14 protein-coding genes are annotated in these 17,262 nt (G+C 43.5%); 10 read left to right on the top strand and 4 right to left on the bottom strand.

Going from position 1 to position 17,262, the window contains the following annotated elements; genetic code table 11:
• The first annotated feature begins 54 nt into the window (after nucleotides 1-54).
• Complete coding sequence (locus ACU0NF_RS03670) at nucleotides 55-303, top strand: hypothetical protein (RefSeq protein WP_445660173.1); 249 nt, start codon at nucleotides 55-57, stop codon at nucleotides 301-303.
• Between the two features lie 79 nt (nucleotides 304-382).
• Here ACU0NF_RS03670 and rsmI read toward each other — a convergent pair whose 3' ends face one another.
• Nucleotides 383-1,222, bottom strand: a complete 840-nt coding sequence (rsmI, locus tag ACU0NF_RS03665; protein WP_445660172.1) for a 16S rRNA (cytidine(1402)-2'-O)-methyltransferase — start codon at nucleotides 1,220-1,222, stop codon at nucleotides 383-385.
• Nucleotides 1,223-1,234: 12 nt separating this feature from the next.
• Between rsmI and ACU0NF_RS03660 the strand changes: the two genes are divergently transcribed.
• From ACU0NF_RS03660 to ACU0NF_RS03645, 4 genes are all read left to right on the top strand, one after another.
• On the top strand, nucleotides 1,235-2,170 hold the full coding sequence (locus ACU0NF_RS03660) for a penicillin-binding protein activator (RefSeq protein ID WP_445660171.1): 936 nt from the start codon (nucleotides 1,235-1,237) through the stop codon (nucleotides 2,168-2,170).
• Between the two features lie 11 nt (nucleotides 2,171-2,181).
• Nucleotides 2,182-2,601, top strand: coding sequence for a YraN family protein (locus ACU0NF_RS03655; protein ID WP_445660170.1), 420 nt, complete (start codon nucleotides 2,182-2,184; stop codon nucleotides 2,599-2,601).
• A gap of 65 nt (nucleotides 2,602-2,666) precedes the next feature.
• Complete coding sequence (locus tag ACU0NF_RS03650) at nucleotides 2,667-3,350, top strand: BON domain-containing protein (RefSeq protein ID WP_131316299.1); 684 nt, start codon at nucleotides 2,667-2,669, stop codon at nucleotides 3,348-3,350.
• Nucleotides 3,340-4,227: an alpha/beta hydrolase gene (locus tag ACU0NF_RS03645; RefSeq protein WP_445660169.1), complete on the top strand. Its 888-nt coding sequence runs from the start codon at nucleotides 3,340-3,342 to the stop codon at nucleotides 4,225-4,227. The genes ACU0NF_RS03650 and ACU0NF_RS03645 overlap by 11 nt, the downstream gene beginning before the upstream one ends.
• A 1-nt stretch (nucleotide 4,228) precedes the next feature.
• Here the strand turns inward: ACU0NF_RS03645 and nudC are convergent, their stop codons facing one another.
• From nudC to dnaQ, 3 genes are all read right to left on the bottom strand, one after another.
• Nucleotides 4,229-5,002: an NAD(+) diphosphatase gene (nudC, locus tag ACU0NF_RS03640; protein WP_445660168.1), complete on the bottom strand. Its 774-nt coding sequence runs from the start codon at nucleotides 5,000-5,002 to the stop codon at nucleotides 4,229-4,231.
• Nucleotides 5,002-6,645, bottom strand: coding sequence for a chemotaxis protein (locus ACU0NF_RS03635; protein WP_445660167.1), 1,644 nt, complete (start codon nucleotides 6,643-6,645; stop codon nucleotides 5,002-5,004). Before ACU0NF_RS03635 ends, nudC begins: the two co-directional genes overlap by 1 nt.
• 127 nt (nucleotides 6,646-6,772) lie before the next feature.
• Nucleotides 6,773-8,185 carry a DNA polymerase III subunit epsilon gene (gene dnaQ / locus ACU0NF_RS03630; RefSeq protein ID WP_445660166.1) on the bottom strand — a complete coding sequence of 471 codons (1,413 nt, stop codon included), beginning with the start codon at nucleotides 8,183-8,185 and terminating at the stop codon, nucleotides 6,773-6,775.
• Nucleotides 8,186-8,404: 219 nt separating this feature from the next.
• Here dnaQ and ACU0NF_RS03625 point away from each other — a divergent pair, with 219 nt between their 5' ends.
• The 5 genes from ACU0NF_RS03625 to ACU0NF_RS03605 are packed head-to-tail and all read left to right on the top strand — an operon-like array spanning nucleotide 8,405 to nucleotide 17,254.
• Nucleotides 8,405-11,707: a LysM peptidoglycan-binding domain-containing protein gene (locus tag ACU0NF_RS03625; protein ID WP_445660165.1), complete on the top strand. Its 3,303-nt coding sequence runs from the start codon at nucleotides 8,405-8,407 to the stop codon at nucleotides 11,705-11,707.
• Nucleotides 11,708-11,734: 27 nt separating this feature from the next.
• On the top strand, nucleotides 11,735-13,573 hold the full coding sequence (locus ACU0NF_RS03620; RefSeq protein WP_445660164.1) for an extracellular solute-binding protein: 1,839 nt from the start codon (nucleotides 11,735-11,737) through the stop codon (nucleotides 13,571-13,573).
• Between the two features lie 39 nt (nucleotides 13,574-13,612).
• Nucleotides 13,613-14,677, top strand: coding sequence for a microcin C ABC transporter permease YejB (locus tag ACU0NF_RS03615; protein ID WP_370983818.1), 1,065 nt, complete (start codon nucleotides 13,613-13,615; stop codon nucleotides 14,675-14,677).
• Nucleotides 14,677-15,690: an ABC transporter permease gene (locus tag ACU0NF_RS03610; protein WP_171536673.1), complete on the top strand. Its 1,014-nt coding sequence runs from the start codon at nucleotides 14,677-14,679 to the stop codon at nucleotides 15,688-15,690. The genes ACU0NF_RS03615 and ACU0NF_RS03610 overlap by 1 nt, the downstream gene beginning before the upstream one ends.
• Entirely contained in the window at nucleotides 15,665-17,254 is a 1,590-nt protein-coding gene (locus ACU0NF_RS03605; RefSeq protein ID WP_445660163.1) for an ABC transporter ATP-binding protein, read from the top strand. Before ACU0NF_RS03610 ends, ACU0NF_RS03605 begins: the two co-directional genes overlap by 26 nt.
• Nucleotides 17,255-17,262 lie beyond the last annotated feature (8 nt).

Here is a 17,262-nt window from a genome sequence, read left to right as displayed (position 1 = left end):
TTCAAAACCAATTCACATTGGAACGATAGACGTCATTTGTGGGGAGAAATAGAGATGACAGATATGAATGATTACGATGAAGTAGAAGAAACTGCAGTCGATGAAGATGAAGCGAAAGCTGCTGAAAAAGGGGCATCTGACAGTGAACCTGCGCCAACTGATGGTGATGTGGCTGAAGCAGAAACTTTAACCATCACTGCTAAACTCAAACAGCGTCAGGCTCTGGAAGATGAAGTTGCTGCGTTCCTTGCACGTGGTGGCCGCATTGTTGAAGTTCCAGCGGATGAGTCTGCAAAAGATTAATCAGGCCTTTACTCAATTTTGTAAGGGATAAAAAAAGCATCACGGACGTGATGCTTTTTGAGTTTTTACTGGTTGATTTTTAATCTTTATGGGTGAGTTGCAACGCACGTTGATAGGCCACTTTCTTTTTGATGCCTGTCAAATCTGCTGCCAATTGTGAAGCGGCTTTTACCGATAAATCTTGCAACAAGCGAGTCAACAACTGATCCAGTTTTTCCTGATCTAAATCTTTTTCTACTGTCGCGCCACCAATGACTAAAACAATTTCACCTTTTTGCTGGTTATGATCAGATTCAATTAGTTGAATTAACTCGGCCAACGTCATTTTCTTGATGGTTTCAAAGGTTTTGGTAATTTCACGGGCAAAACCCACCGGGCGGTCTGCACCAAAAATATCGGCCATGTCTCTGACTGAATCTAAAATACGATGTGGTGCTTCATAAAAAATTAAAGTTTGCGTTTCATCTTTCAATTTTTCTAACTGAATTCGACGCTGGGACTGGCGCGAAGGCAGAAAACCTTCAAAGCTGAAACGGTCGCTTGGCAAACCGACAGAACTGAGCGCAGCAATTGCAGCACAGGCACCCGGTACAGGAACCACACGGATATTCTGCTCTTGCGCGGCACGAACCAGTTTAAAACCCGGGTCACTAATCAGCGGTGTACCGGCATCACTAATCAGGGCCATATTTTCGCCGTTCAGTAACCTCTGGATCAATATATCAATTTTGTTACTTTCATTATGCTCATGACACGCAGTCAGTGGAGTTGATATATTATGGTGCTTTAATAATTGAGCAGAAGTACGCGTATCTTCTGCCGCGATAATACTGACTGACTTTAAAACATCAATCGCACGATAAGTGATGTCATCTAAGTGCCCAATTGGGGTCGCTACAACAAATAACTGAGCACTCATAAGGTTTCTCCAATGTTGAATAATAAAAATAATTTGATGGGCTTGATGCTGTATTGCATTTTTAACCAGGCACAAGCCGAAGTATTGGTCATTTTACCTGAATCGGGTCCTATGGCGCGAGCCGGATTGAGCGTCAAACAGGGTTTTATGAGCGCTTATCAAGCATCAGACCAGAAAACCCCGATTAAATTTGTAAACTCGGATAAAAAACAAATTGCCCAGCTGCTAAAAATAAATGTCAATAAAAAAACCCAAATGGTGATTGGGCCTTTAGCGCGTAATGAAGTAGAAGGGCTAATCAGGAGTAAACCCAAAGTGCGTGTTCTGGCTTTAAATGAAGTGACGGATCAAGCAGACAATGTCTGGCAATTTAGCTTGTCCAAGAAAGATGATGCTTATGCGCTGAATCAAATTCTGCAGAAAGACAAAATTAAGCAACTGTATGTTTTTCGCCAGCCGGGGGCAGAAGTCGACAGTGAGCTTTTTCTCATGTCTTTGGTGTCACAAATGGATTATCCCTTAACTTTTGTTGAGGAAGTGCCTAAAAAGTTGAATAAAAAAAGCAGTTTATTGCTGCTCGGAAATAATCAATGGATCAATAGCCTGACCAAGCTGCCCAATAAAAATGTTTATGTACTGGCGAATGCTATTGAGCAGCAGCAACCGGTCCCCAAAGGCGTGAAGTTTTGTGATGCACCTGCTTTATATGATCTGGCATGGCCGGATGTAATCAGGGCCTATCAACAAAATCCTGTTTCCATGCCGTATCAACGGCTACTGGCCTTTGGGGGGGATGCCTGGCATATTGCTCAGCAATATTTAGATACACCGAATTTGAAAAGTATTGAATTTCAGGGGCGTACCGGTCTGATTCAAATCAGTAATAATCATATCCAGCGTATTCCACATTGTTTTGAGAGTACCCAAAAAGGCATTAAGACCTTGTAAAGGCAATGAATATGCAAGCAAATTTAAATTTGGGACAATGGGCAGAACAGCAGGCTTTAGAATTTTTGCAAGCTCAGGGTTTCGCGCTGATCGTCATGAATTATCATTGTCGATATGGGGAAATTGACCTGATTGTACAAAAAAATCAGGAATTGATCTTTGTGGAGGTGAAAGCACGCTCCGCGACTCAATATGCACAATCCTATGAAACAATTTCATTCTCTAAACAAAAGAAGATCATGAAATCGGCATTATGCTTTCTAAATACTCATCCACAATTCCAACATTTTTATTGTCGTTTTGATGTGATTTGTTTTGATTTTTTTCAACAATTTGCAAAAACAATACAGCAAGATTTTTCTAAATTCACTTATGATCAACAATGGATTGAAAATGCTTTTACTTTTGAGCAAGAGTTTATTAATCTTTGAACAAAATCAGAGCATAAATGCTGAAATAAAATAGAATTGAAATTAACGATTAGGAGTCTTGCTGAGTGTTTAACCGTATTGCAATGACGTTACTGTGTGTAGCAAGTTTATCTGGTTGTGCAAGTTTCATCTCTGGTGGCACAGGCGCCGCCCCGGTAGGAACAGAAAGTGGTGCTCGTTCACTTGGACAAGTATTTATCGATTCATCTATAGAACGTACCGCTAAAATTAATTTATATAAACTGGATGCACGATTTAAGCAATCGCGTGTCAACATTGAAAGTTTCCATGGCAATGTCTTACTGACCGGCCAAGTGCCAGATGCCCATTTAAAGCAATTGGCTGAAGATAATGTACGCGCGATGACCGACGTCAAAACTGTACATAATTATATTACCGTCGGCAATCAAATCGGTTATGCCACCATTATGCAAGATACCACGGTCACAGCCAACACGCGTGGGCTGGTGATGAAAGCCGTGGTGGTCTCGGATAGTAAACTCCGCATTCATACTGAAGATGGCATTTTATATGTAATGGGGCGTTTAAATAGTGCCGAGATTAACGATCTGAATCAGGTGCTTGAGCAAGTCGGCAATGTCACTAAAATCATTACCCTGATTGATAATGTTGAACAATCTCGTGCAGTGACTTCAAGTTTTAGCAGTCCAGCGGTGTATGCACAACCCGTTGAACAAACCCCTGTAGCCATTGATCCTGACCAAGCTGAGCCTACGAATGCTCAATAATGTAACGCAAGTGGTCAAAACGAAACTGGAACAAAACCTTGCATTGGTGAAAATGTTTTACAAGGATTTTCGCCTTTACGATTTTGGTAGTTATGCACTGAATCGTCTAACCCCTAAAAAAGGTTATTCGGTTGTTGAAAATATTGCTTATGGCTTGAAAGCACGGCAACGCCTGGATATTTTTACTGCTGAAACCCCACGTGAACAACGTCCTTTAATTGTATTTGTGCATGGCGGGGCGTGGTTACACGGAGATAAAAAAGATTACCGCTTTGTTGGTGAAGCCTTTGCAAAAGAGGGCTATGACGTTGCGGTGATCAATTACCATCTGGCACCGGAACATGTATTTCCCAGCTATATTGATGACCTGAGTCTGGCATTAAATTATCTAAGCCAGCATCAAGCTAAACTGAATATTCGGACTGAAAAAATCGTGTTGATGGGGCATTCGGCCGGTGCATTTAATGTCATGTCGGCGCTGTATCATCCAAAGCCCTATACCTTGCACTGCCGTAATCAAATTCAAGCGATTATTGGATTATCTGGACCTTATCATTTTGATTATAAAGATGATCCCGTATGTGCCGATGCGTTTGATCAGAGTATCCCTTATCAACATGTGATGCCATATTATTTTATTGAAGCGAACACGGTAAAACATTACCTGTTTCTGGCAGCCAATGATCAAATTGTCAGCCATACCAATTCAAGAGATTTGCATCGTATTTTGCAAGAAAAGGGCAATCATAGCCAGATGATTACCATTCCGGGTACCGGGCATGTTTCGATTATGGGATCGGTTTCGAGTTTGTTTAGTCGCTATTTTCAGACCAAGAAACAAATTTTGGCAGTCTTGGATGAAGCCCTAAAACCTTAACTTATAACCATTCACGGGTGTCATCTGCAACAGGATGACCTTCGGTAATGTGTTTAATCATGGCGTATGCAATGCTGCCTTTAAAAGGAATTTCGGGCAGCTGATCCAGTTTAAAGAACTGCGCATCGCTAATTTCTTCTTCTTGAAGCTTGATCTCTCCAGAAGCATATTCAGCACGGAAAGCCAGCATTAAATTGCTTGGAAAAGGCCAGGGCTGGCTGGCAAGATACTGGATATTTTTCAGTTTTAATCCGACTTCCTCGAAGGTCTCACGGCGGACTGCTTCTTCTAAAGTTTCTCCAACTTCGACAAAACCGGCAATCAGACCATACATATTGCTTTTGTTTTTCGCATTTTTAGCCAGCAGGATTTCATCATCGCCACGTGTAATAACCGTGATCACGCAAGGTTGTACCCGCGGATATTGGTGATAACGGCAAGCCGGGCAAATCATGGCATATTCAGTTGGATGCGCCTGGGTCTGATGCCCGCAGTGACTGCAGAATTTATGGTTTTTACGCCATTCAAGCAGCTGGATTGCGCGGCTAGCCTGTTCGAATTGCTTGGTATCCCAAAGCGTCAATAACTGACGGATAGGAACCAGTTGCAAGCCTGGAGGAATAGGCTCATCTTCGAGAAGATCACGGGCAATCACTTGATCACCCGTGTTGAAGTGAAGATCACTTGCCAAACGTTCTACTTGAGGCAGTTGAAAATTTTCATCTACTAACAGTTGATGTTGATGAAAGATATAAGCAAGTGATAATTCAGACATTAGGCTACAGTTTTCAGTTTTTCGCTACTTTGCAATGCTACATTAAACATCGACTGCAATACAGGCTGTTTGTATTTTAAATTGTCAATCATCATATCGGCACTGGCTAAAGTATCGAGGGTGTGATTGATTTGCTCAACACTAATTAATGTTGAACTTTCAACTTGCTGCTGAATAAAGTCTGCTGCGGTTTTTAAGGCAGTTTGACCTGCTTCAGCATTTAAGAACAACAGTGCACCACCAATTTCACGTAATTGGGTCGGCAAATTCTCTACAGTTGCCAAATTGTTGTCTTGTAAATATTGCATTAAGGTTTGGCTAGCAAGATCAATTACAGCTTTCGACTCATTCAGCAAAGCCGCATGCGCTTCATCTAAACGGTCTAAAGAGATATTCATGTTATGCACACGAAGCTGTAAACGGCTTGATGTATGATGACGCTCCAGTACGCCAATTGAATTCATCGCAGATAGAATGCAATTCATCAATTGCTGAGCAAAACCTTCATCTTTTAGCACTTCCGCACTGCTGAGCAAGCTGGCCTGGCGCGACAAGTCATTAAAGGCTTCATTCAGATTTAGCACTTTGAAAATATTAGCAAGACTGATGAGTTTATCTTGTAATTCCTGGGTTTTTTCTGGGGTCATATTTTGATAGTTGTATTCGATGTCGTTACGAATTTGTGCCATTTCCGTGGTCACAAGTTCACTAATCGTATGCATGGTATCAAAATCGGGACCATAAAGATGACGGCTGAATACCTGTAATTGCGTATCGGTCAGATGGTCTTCACCCAGATTAAGCTGGCTGCGGATATGCTCAGCAGTCTCATCTTCCTGGCTAATGCACAGGCTTAAAATATTGGCTAAATCGGCCAGGCTGGGTTTGAAACGGTCTGGCGTGTTGAAGTATTGCGCCATATTGCGTTCAATACTGACCAATGTGCGTAAACGCGGATCATTGAGAAGCAAATGGTCGATCTGTTCAAAGGCAACATGGACCAGATTCCAGTATTGCTTGCTGGGTGTATTTTCGGCAAGACCAGCTAAATATGCCCCGGTTAATTTAATCGCTTGCAGGTCAAATTCGGTTTCTTCCTGTCTAATCAGCTTGTTTAATGACAGTTTATACAAGCGATGCACGTATTTAGATTTTTCTAAGCTTGGTGCTTTAGGAAGCTGAAAGTCAGGGGTAATAGAATCAATCAATGACTCAATATGCTGGCCTTCATGGGTAATAGGTTTACCCAAGACAATCTCAAGGCGATTCAGGGTATCGAGCAGGAATTGTGGAATTTTAACTTCACGCAAGCAAATAAATTCGATATAGCGCTTCATCATAGTGGTGCCTTCACTCAAGGCGATCACCTCCTGCGTGTTAATTTGCGCAGGATTCCCCATAATCTTGCGCATTAACTCGGCAGAATATTGAGCGATTTGAGCCAGGGTAGGGATATTAATCAATGCCAATACCTGGGCACATTGCTCAAATTGATTCAGTGCATCATCAATACCAAAAGGTAAGGTTTGGTCTTCTGCTAAGCTGCTAACCGCTGATTCGACTAGTTTAATTGAGTTATCAACCTCATTTTTTATTATCAATAATGCAGTTGGGTCAAAATGAATAGAGGTTTGGTAAGACATGGATCTGCACCTTTCCTAGTGTTTTATCTGTTTATGAGCAGCCTGTTTAAGGGCGAAACTTCTTTACATTCAACTATAACTTAACTGTTAAACGTTTAAATACAAAAAACCACTAGAAATGTAGATTTTATTTTGTAAAAAGACAAGCTGTTCCATATTTTTCTTCAAATTCCTTGATCCATGTCTCATGTGCTTCAAGTTCCTGTTCTGAAGGCAAGATCACAGGAAGCTCGACTTGTACGCTTAGACGTGCTGTCTGTGCCTCTTGTTGCTCACTCTCGGTCAAGGTATCCATGTCGAAGGAAACCTGACCACCGGTCATGGCTAAATAGACATCTGCCAGAATTTCAGCATCGAGTAAGGCACCGTGGAAAGTACGGTCGCGTTGTGGAATTTCGTAACGGCGCACCAAGGCATCCAGGGAGTTCTTTTGCCCCGGATGTTTGCTTTTCGCCATGGCCAAGGTGTCGGTAACCTCGCACACTTCAGACAAGGCCACAAAGCCCGCACGTTTGAATTCCATGTCCAGGAAGTTCATGTCGAAGCTGGCGTTATGCGCAATAATTTCTGCACCTTTTAAGTACTCAAAAAGTACATCGGCAATTTCGGCATAAACCGGTTTGTCTTGCAAAAACGCATCTGAAATACCATGGATATTTTCAGAATCACCGACCGGTTTTTTCGGGTTGATATAAATGTGAATCGAGCTGCCGGTTAGTTTACGGTTGACCATTTCAATGGCACCGACCTCAATAATCCGGTCAGTGTCCTGGAAATAGAAACCGGTGGTTTCGGTATCCAGAATCAGCTGGCGCGGACCATGAACTTGCTTGGTTCGTGGCGTAATCGCAATATGTGGATGTTCTACATTGATCAGGTCAGATGCAGCATTTTCTATCATTTCATCTTGAATTTCAGCTTGGTCATTTATGTCTTCAGGCTGAAGCATGTCTTGTTCTAAATTTTCTAAAGCTTCGCTGTCATCCTGCAGATCAGATTCGATTAAATCGAAACCAAAAGGGTCATCTAGTAGCCAGTCCTTTTCCACTTTTTTTTTATCTACAACTACAGCTTCTGCCGAGGACTGTTCCGCTTTTAATGCTGGATTTTTCATGGCTTTTAAGGTTTGGTCTGCACCCAAGTTGGCAAGCTGATCTGCCATTTCATTGCCCGGATGTCCAGCATGACCTTTAATCCAGTTCCACTCAATTTCGCGGCCCTGGCAGGTTGCATCCAGCAGTTTCCACAGGTCCGGATTTTTAACATCTTTCCAGTTTTTCTTTTTCCAGCCATGAATCCACTCGGTAATCCCTTGTTTTACATAGTTGGAATCTGTCCAGATAATCAGTTTGGCATCACTGGGACAGAATTTAATCCCTTCAATTGCCGCGCTGAGTTCCATGCGGTTGTTGGTGGTGTCCGGTACGCCGCCATACAGTTTGTGCTCTTCAGTTTCAGTAATGACATATGCACCCCAACCGCCTAAACCTGGATTGCCACGACAAGCGCCATCGACATAGAGTGTGATTGTTTGAGCCATATAAACCAAATCCGAACGAGTGAGAGTTAAATTGAAGCATGTGAATGGTGTATTGTATAACGCAATTGCACTTTTGAACTGTATAACATGCTTATTTTTTAATTTCTTGTAACATTTACAGTGAAATCGCGCTAAATTAATCTCTTGTGTCAGCGACATGCTTCACTACAATGGCATATCTAAAAAATAAATTTTATACGAGTTGTCTGGATTTTCTTTATGTATAAACCAACCGCGATTTTGTGGCAGCCTTTATTACCCAATTTTTTTAAAATTACAGTATTGGGCTCAGCTTTAGCTGCGCTAGGTTTGACGGGTTGTTCCTCGAGCCAAAGTGCAACGCATGGATCAAAATCGAAACTGGTGGGTTCTGCATATCTGGACGCCAACAGCTTGGACTCTTTGGAAGATTTGCTCTCTGCAACAGATATGCGTGCGGTAGAAGGCGATCGTCTGCTCATTTTAAAACATGGTGATGTCTGGAAACGCATGACCGTGGGTTTCAAAATGGATCAAACCCATTGGGACTCTCGTATTGAAGCACAGCGCGGCTGGTTTATTTCACGTCAACCGTATTTAGACCGTTTGAGTGCACGTGCTTCGCGTTATCTTTATCACACCGTGAAAGAAGCAGAACGTCGCGGCTTGCCGACTGAACTGGCTTTGTTGCCGATTATTGAAAGTTCCTATGACCCTGCGGCAACCAGTAGTGCAGCAGCAGCAGGGATGTGGCAATTCATTCCAAGTACCGGACGTATTTATGGTTTAAAACAAACCAGTTTATATGATGGTCGCCGTGATGTGGTCGAATCGACGCGTGCAGCTTATGAATTTTTAGGTGCATTGTACAATCAGTTTGGCTCGTGGGAACTGGCTTTGGCGGCATACAATGCAGGCCCGGGACGTATCCAGCAAGCGATTAACCGTAACAAAGCGGCAGGTTTACCGACAGATTACTGGTCACTGAAACTGCCACAAGAAACCATGAACTATGTGCCGCGTTTTTTGGCGGTGGCACAAATTATTAAAAATCCGGCTGCATATGGAGTGTCTTTACCTCCAATTGCCAACCGCCCGCACTTTAGAGAAGTATCCGTTGGACCGGTAAGTCTGAATGAAATTGCCTCGATTACTGGCTTAAGCCGTGCTGAGCTATATCAGTTAAATCCGGGGCACCGCGGTGATCGTATTGATAGCGAAAGTCCAATGCGGATTATTATTCCTGCAGATTTAAGCCCATCAATTGATGCTCGAATTAAAAAACTATCACCAAATTCAGGTGGTTTATGGGCAAATACTGCAAAACCTTTTACCCCGGAAAAGTCTAATCCGCCTGAATTAAATACCCGGGTGATGAGTCCGGTAAAAACAGCTCCGCCAGTATTGACTACAACGACTACAAAAAATTCTCAGCCTGCTGCAACTGTAGCGGTTAAACCAGCCAGCCCTGTAACAACAACACAAGCCTCGAATAGCCGCGTCTCTACCCCTCAAGGTTCAGCGGCGTTGGCATCGTTTGCAGCGAATAGCGATATTCCAAGTGCGCCACGTATACCTGTTGCTGTGACACCCGTTGCCAATGTTAAGCCTGTAACGGTTGAGCCACCATTATCTACAGCTGAACGTGAGCAAATTTTGGCTGCGGTAAAAGCTGAAGGTGCAAATAAAACAGTCGAGCAGGTGCTGCAACCTGTAGCCAGCAAAGCTGAACAAGACAAAGTGGTTGCAGAACTGAAAGCCATTGCACCGCAAGGTACAGAAATTACCGATCCATTTGACGGTAAAATTAAACTCACAGCGATTCAAACCAGCCAATCCATCGCAGAGCAACAAGGTAAAGAGCTGACTAAAGGTTTCTCTTATCCAAAAGGTGTAGCGGAAAATACCAAAGCCGATTCTGACGAAGCACAACGTAACCAAGGCAAAAACTACCTGAAGACGGATTCAGAAGTTGTGGTGGTCGCGCCTAAAGGAAAACGCAGTACTTATACCGTTCTTCCGGGCGATACTCTGGCCGTTATTGCAATGAAAAATGGTTTGAACTGGCGTGATGTGGCGAAGTGGAATCAGATCGATCCAAATTCACCACTGTATGTGGGAACCAGTATTTATCTATATGATGCTAAACCGCAAAGTACAGAAACGTCTGCAACAACCAAGACAAAAACACAGCCTGAAACTTATGTGGTTCAAGCCAATGACAGTTTGACTGGGTTGGCTAGCCAGTTTGGCCTGTCGGTGAAACAGCTTGCGGATTACAATAATTTATCCGTCAGCAGCGGTTTGCGTGTGGGGCAAAAATTATCCTTAAAAGAAACCGCTCAAAGCAATTCCAATACTGCAGATAACAAGACCAATAACGCAACACAAGCCGCTAAAGTGAAAACCAAGTCCTATGTAGTCAAGCGCGGCGAATATTTAAAACTGATTGCTGACCGTTATGCCTTGTCTAATCAGGAACTGGCAGATTTAACCACGGGCTTAACTTCGGGCAGCAGTTTAATGGTGGGGCAAAAAATTAATGTTCCATTACATGAAGTCGAAAACAAGCTAGAGACGAAGCAGGAAGAAAAAGCCACTGCTGTTAAAGTAGAAACGGTAGTTCCAGACACTTCGTATAAAACTGAAAATTATCGGGTACAACGTGGTGATACCTTATCCAGTATTGCTGCACAGTCGAAAATTTCTTTAACTGAATTGGCCCAGCTTAATAAATTATCCAACAGCAGCGGTTTACAGGTGGGTCAAAGCCTTAAAATCCCTGCAGGTTCAACCGTGCCTGAAAGTTATACCGTGCAATCCGGCGACAGCTTGTCGGCTATTTCGGCCAAATATAATTTGGGCATGGATTATATTGCCAATATTAACGGCATTAGCCGTAATACAGGCTTGCGTGTTGGACAGCGTTTAAAACTCAGTGGTGAAGCTGAACCTGCAGTTCAGCCTGTAAATGAAACAGTCATCGACAAGACTGAAAGAGCAGTTAAAGGCGTGAAGCCAAGTGTGCACGTGGTGAAATCAGGTGAGACTTTAAGTTCGATTGCACGTCAGCATTATCTACAGCTTCAGTACTTGGCCGATCTCAATCAGATTCGTACCAACAGCACTGTACGTGTTGGACAGCGGCTAAAAATCAGTTTACCGCCTGAAATTGAAGAAAGAGCCAACAGTATTCGTCCTGTCGCTGCAAGTCAGATAGAAACCAAATCTTCATCTCCTAAAGGCACTGATAGCTATACGGTAAAATCAGGTGAGTCTTTAAATGCAATTGCGAATCGGGTAGGGGTATCGGTTGCAGAACTGGCAAGCATGAATAAACTCAGTAGTAGTGCCGGTTTACGCGTGGGTCAAAAGATTGTGCTGCCTAAAACAGTCACAGAATACAAAATCAAGCGCGGTGATACCCTGATCGGTTTAGCTAACCGTTATGGACTGGATACAGATAAACTGGCGGAAATGAACGCGATCAAACCGAATACTCAATTGCGTATTGGTGAAGTGATTAAAGTTCCAAACTTATAATAATAACAAGACAGGGAGTCAGTTTAGATGTCATTTGCTATCGCAAAACGCTTGAGTTTTGCCTGCGGGATGAGTCTGTTGACTCAAGGGCTGTGGGCTGCTGTGCAGACTACGCCTTATATTGCGGTACATAGCCAGCCGAAATATGCTGGTTTGGCCGTCATGCCTTATGCCAATGCCCATGCGCCAAAAGGCGGTTATTTAAGTACCGCCAGCAATGGAACATTCGACAACTTAAATAGTATGAATGGCAAAGGCAGCTCAATAGAGGGCATTGAGCATTTGTTTGACTCGCTCATGTCGAGCTCACTGGATGAGCCGGGGGTGATGTATCCCTTGCTGGCAGAAAAAGTGACTTATGATCCGGATCAAACCCAATATGTCATTTTCCATCTCAATCCCAAAGCACGCTTTAGTGATGGCAGTGAAGTGACGGCACAAGATGTCAAATTCAGTTTTGACACCTATAAAACCAAGTCTAATCCAGGCTTGCAGATGTATCTGGCCGATCTGGATAAGACCGAAGTGTTGTCCAAATATGCGGTCAAGATGAGTTTTAAGTCTGACAATAACGCGGAGATGCCGCTGATCTTGTCGCAAATGCCGATTTATTCAAAACGCGATTGGCAGAACAAGGATTTCACCCGTGTCACCATGCAGCCGATTCTGGGTTCAGGACCGTATCTGATTGATCGCATTGATGCCGGTCGCAGTATTACTTACAAACGTAACCCGAATTATTGGGGTAAAGATTTACCGGTCAATAAAGGTCGTTATAACTTTGACCGTTTGAAGTATGTGTATTACCGCAGTCTGGATATTGCTTTTGAGGGGTTTAAGTCAGGTCAATATACCCTGCATGAAGAGTTTACTGCGCGTAAATGGGTGACTGAATATCATTTTCCTGCAGTAAAAACCGGGATGGTGGTGAAATACAAGTTTCAGCACAATAACCCGATTCCCACACAAAGTTTTGTCTTTAATACCCGTCGTACACCTTTTCAGGACATCAAATTCCGCCAGGCCATTAGCTATGCCTACGATTTTGAATGGCAAAACAAAGCGCTATTTTATGGGCAATATCAACGCTTACAGAGTTACTTTGCCAATAGTGAACTGGAAGCCAAAGGTGTACCAAGCCCTGCAGAGTTGGCGATTTTAAAACCGTATTTATCCAAATTAACGCCGATTCAACGTCAGGGTGTTTTGAAGGATTGGAAATATCCGGTGTCTGATGCCAGCGGATTTAACCGCAATAATCTGCTGACCGCACGTCAGTTACTCATTAAAGCTGGCTATACCTTTAAAAATGGCCGTTTGCTCGATACCAAAGGCAAGCCGATCCGGATTGAATTTTTAATTCATCAGGATGGTTTACAACGTACGCTGATGCCGTTTATACGCAATATGAAACGTCTGGGTGTGGATGTGGCCATTCGTCATGTCGATGTGCCGCAATACATTGAACGCATGCGTAGCAAGGACTTTGACATGACCACCAATGTAATGCCACAGTCACTCAATCCGGGTAATGAACAGGCACAGTTCTGGGGCAGTGCATCGGCAGATCAGCCGGGTAATTATAATTATGCCGGCATTAAAAATCCGGTCATTGATGAGATGATCCAGCAGCTCATCCGTGCACCTGATCGCGAGCAATTGGTCATCAGAACCAAGGTGCTGGATCGTTTATTGCGTGCCGGTTATTATCAAATTCCGACCTATGGTAAAGGTGAAAACTGGTTTGCCTACTGGAACATGTATCATCAGCCCAAGGTGAAACCGAAACTTTCAACCGGGATTGACTATTGGTGGAGTGATGCCGCACAAGCCAAAAAAGTTACCCAGTATTTAAATCAAAAATAAACGATAAGCAAAAGCCAAGGCGCAAGGAACATTGTTTCGATGGGCATATATATATTAAAAAGACTGCTGCTGATTATTCCGACACTGTTTTTCATTTTATTGATTAACTTTGTGGTGATTCAGATTGCACCCGGAGGTCCAGTCGAGCAAGCCATTCAGCAGGCCGAGGCTTTTCAGGGCATGGGCGCAACCGGTGGTGAAACCGCGACGGCCAAAAGCAACTATCAGGGTGCAAAAGGCTTGAGCGAAGAAATGGTCGAGAAGATTAAGGCGCAATATGGTTTTGATCAGCCGGCACCCGAACGCTTCTGGATGATGCTGAAAAGTTATGTCACTTTTGATTTTGGCAGCAGTTTTTTTAAAGATAAGCCTGTGACCCAACTGCTGTGGGAAAAAATGCCGGTGTCCTTGTCATTAGGATTATGGAGCACTTTGCTGATCTATCTGGTCTCTATTCCTTTAGGCATTAAAAAAGCGCGGCAACATGGCATGCTGTTTGACAAATCCACCTCGATGTTATTGGCGATTGGTTATGCCGTACCTTCTTTTGTCTTTGCAGTCTTGCTGATTGTGTTTTTTGCGGGTGGTTCCTATTTTCAGTGGTTCCCGCTACAGGGACTGGTTTCGGAAAATTTTAGTGAACTGAGCGTGTTTGGAAAAATTAAAGATTATTTTTGGCATATGACTTTGCCTTTGCTTGCGATGGTGATTGGCGGTTTTGCCAGCCTCACCTATTTAACCAAATATTCATTTATGGAAGAGTTGAGCAAGCAGTATGTCTTGGCTGCACGTTCTAAAGGTTTAACTGAATCACGGGTGTTATACGGACATGTTTTCCGTAATGCCATGCTGATTGTGATTGCGGGTTTGCCTGAAGCCCTGATCGGCATTTTCTTTGTCGGCAACCTGTTTATTGAAATCATCTTTAATCTGGATGGTCTGGGACTACTTGGTTTTGAAGCAATTCAACAGCGCGATTATCCTGTGATTTTCGGGACATTGTTCCTGTTTACCTTGCTAGGTTTGATTCTACGTTTAATCAGTGATGTGTTGTATCAGGTGATTGACCCGCGTATTAATTTTGATTCGCGAGGTGCTGAATAATGTCACCTTTAATGCATGCACGCCTGAAACGTTTTAAGGAAAATAAGCTTGGTTTTGGCTGCTTAATCGTCTTTGCCGTGATCTTGGTTTTATCGCTTGCTTCTGAACTGATCGCTAACGATAAACCGCTTTTGGTGAAATACGATGATTCACTTTATGTGCCGGTTTTTAAATCCTATCCGGAAACGGCTTTTGGCGGGGTATTTGAAACCGAAGCCGATTATAAAGATCCTGTGGTACAGCAACTCATTAATGATAAAGGCTGGGCAGTCTGGCCGTTAATCAAATATTCCTATCAAACACCGAATCTGGAACTGGCGGTTCCTGTACCTTCTGCACCTACCTCACAAAACTGGCTAGGTACCGATGACCAAGGGCGTGATGTACTGGCGCGTATTCTTTATGGTTTGCGCGTATCGCTGTTGTTTGGATTTGCTTTGACCATTGCTTCAGCACTGCTTGGAATCGCTGTCGGGGCGATTCAGGGCTATTATGGTGGATGGATTGATTTGCTCGGTCAGCGCATTCTGGAAGTGTGGGGCGGTTTGCCGATGCTATTCATGGTGATGATTCTGGTCAGCATGTTTACCCCGAACGTCTACTGGCTGTTTCTGATTATGCTGCTGTTTGGCTGGACTACTTTGGTGGGACTGGTTCGCGCTGAATTTTTAAAGGCACGTAATCTGGATTATGTCCGTGCCGCACGTAGTCTGGGTGTAGAGGATCGAACGATTATGTTCCGTCACATCTTGCCCAATGCCATGAGTTCCAGTTTGTCACAGTTACCCTTTATGTTGACGGCCAATATTACCGCACTGACTGCATTGGACTTTTTAGGCTACGGTTTACCACCAGATGCTGCATCTTTGGGTGAATTGTTATTACAAGGCAAATCTAACCTGAATTCACCGTGGCTGGCACTCTCTGGCTTCTTTACCTTGGCCATTGTCTTATCTTTATTGATTTATATCGGGGAGGCGACACGCGATGCATTCGATCCAAGACGCCAATAATCCAGAAGCGGTATTAACTGTAGAACATCTTAATATTCAGCATGAACAGCAGGTTCTGGTGGATGACCTGAACTTTAAGCTGCATGCAGGTGAAACCATTGCCATTGTCGGGGAAAGCGGTTCAGGGAAATCGATTAGCAGTCTGGCTTTGCTTGGGCTTTTGCCCAGTACCTTAAAAATAAAAGGACAAGCTTGGCTTGGGCAACACGATCTGTTGGCACTGAAAACTGAGCAGCTGAGACAAGTTCGTGGCCAGAAAATTGCCATGATTTTCCAGGAACCGATGACGGCTTTAAATCCACTCCATCGGGTGGAAAAAATTATTGGCGAAACTTTATTATTACAAGGTTGGTCAAAGCAGAAGACCCAAGCGCGCATTATCGAATTGCTGAATGATGTCGGGATTAGCGAACCTGAAGATAAATTACGCCGTTATCCGCATGAACTTTCCGGTGGGCAGCGTCAACGGGTGATGATCGCCATGGCATTGGCTTTAGATCCGGACATTTTAATTGCTGATGAGCCAACTACCGCTTTGGATGTGACTTTACAGGCGCAAATCTTACATCTGCTTAAGTCATTACAGCAAAGCCGCAATATGGCGATGATTCTGATCAGCCATGACTTAAATCTGGTACATCGCTATGCCGATCAGGTGATTGTGATGAATAAAGGAATGGTCGAAGAACAGGGCAGCGTTGCGGAAATTTTTAACAACCCCAAACACGCCTATACCCGAGATTTGCTGAATCATGATTTTGGTGAAGCCATTCAAGTTGCAGACAGTCCGAATATATTGGCTTTACATAATGTCGCGGTGAAATTTCCAATCAAGCAAGGCTTGTTGAATCGGGTCAAAGACTACTTTGTTGCAGTTGAACCGCTGGATTTACAGTTGGCCCAAGGGGAATCGATCGGCATTGTCGGTGAAAGCGGTTCCGGTAAAAGCTCACTGGCCTTGGCGATTACCCGCTTAATTAAAAGTGACGGTGAAATTGTGCTGCTTGGCACAGATTTGAACCAATGCAATGAAAAGCAGTTACGTCCCTTACGTGCCGAATTTCAGATTGTATTTCAAGACCCGTTTAGCAGTTTAAATCCACGCTTGAATGTGGAACAAACCATTGGTGAAGGCTTGGGCTTAAAAAAACTGGCTACCGCGGAAATATCCCAGCGGATTGATGAAGCCTTGGAAAAAGTCGAATTGCCGGTTTCTTTTCGAACCCGTTATCCGCATGAACTTTCCGGTGGCCAGCGTCAGCGTGTTGCATTGGCACGAGCTTTGGTATTACGGCCTAAGTTACTTATTCTGGATGAACCGACCTCGGCACTGGATCGCACCACTCAGCGTGCGATCGTGAAATTGCTTAGACGCTTACAACAGGAACATCAGATCAGTTATGTATTTATCAGCCATGACTTGCAGGTGGTGAAAGCGCTATGTCAGAAAGTATTGGTGCTACGCCATGCTCAAGTCATGGAATTCCAGAGTACGGAACAATTATTTTTAAATCCACAAACTGAATATACCCGGCAACTAATTGAAGCCAGTCAGTACGTTTAAATTTACTG

The organism is Acinetobacter sp. F16, assembly GCF_052712855.1.
Note: the sequence above shows the minus strand (reverse complement) of the source record. Positions and strands in the feature narration are given on the sequence as shown.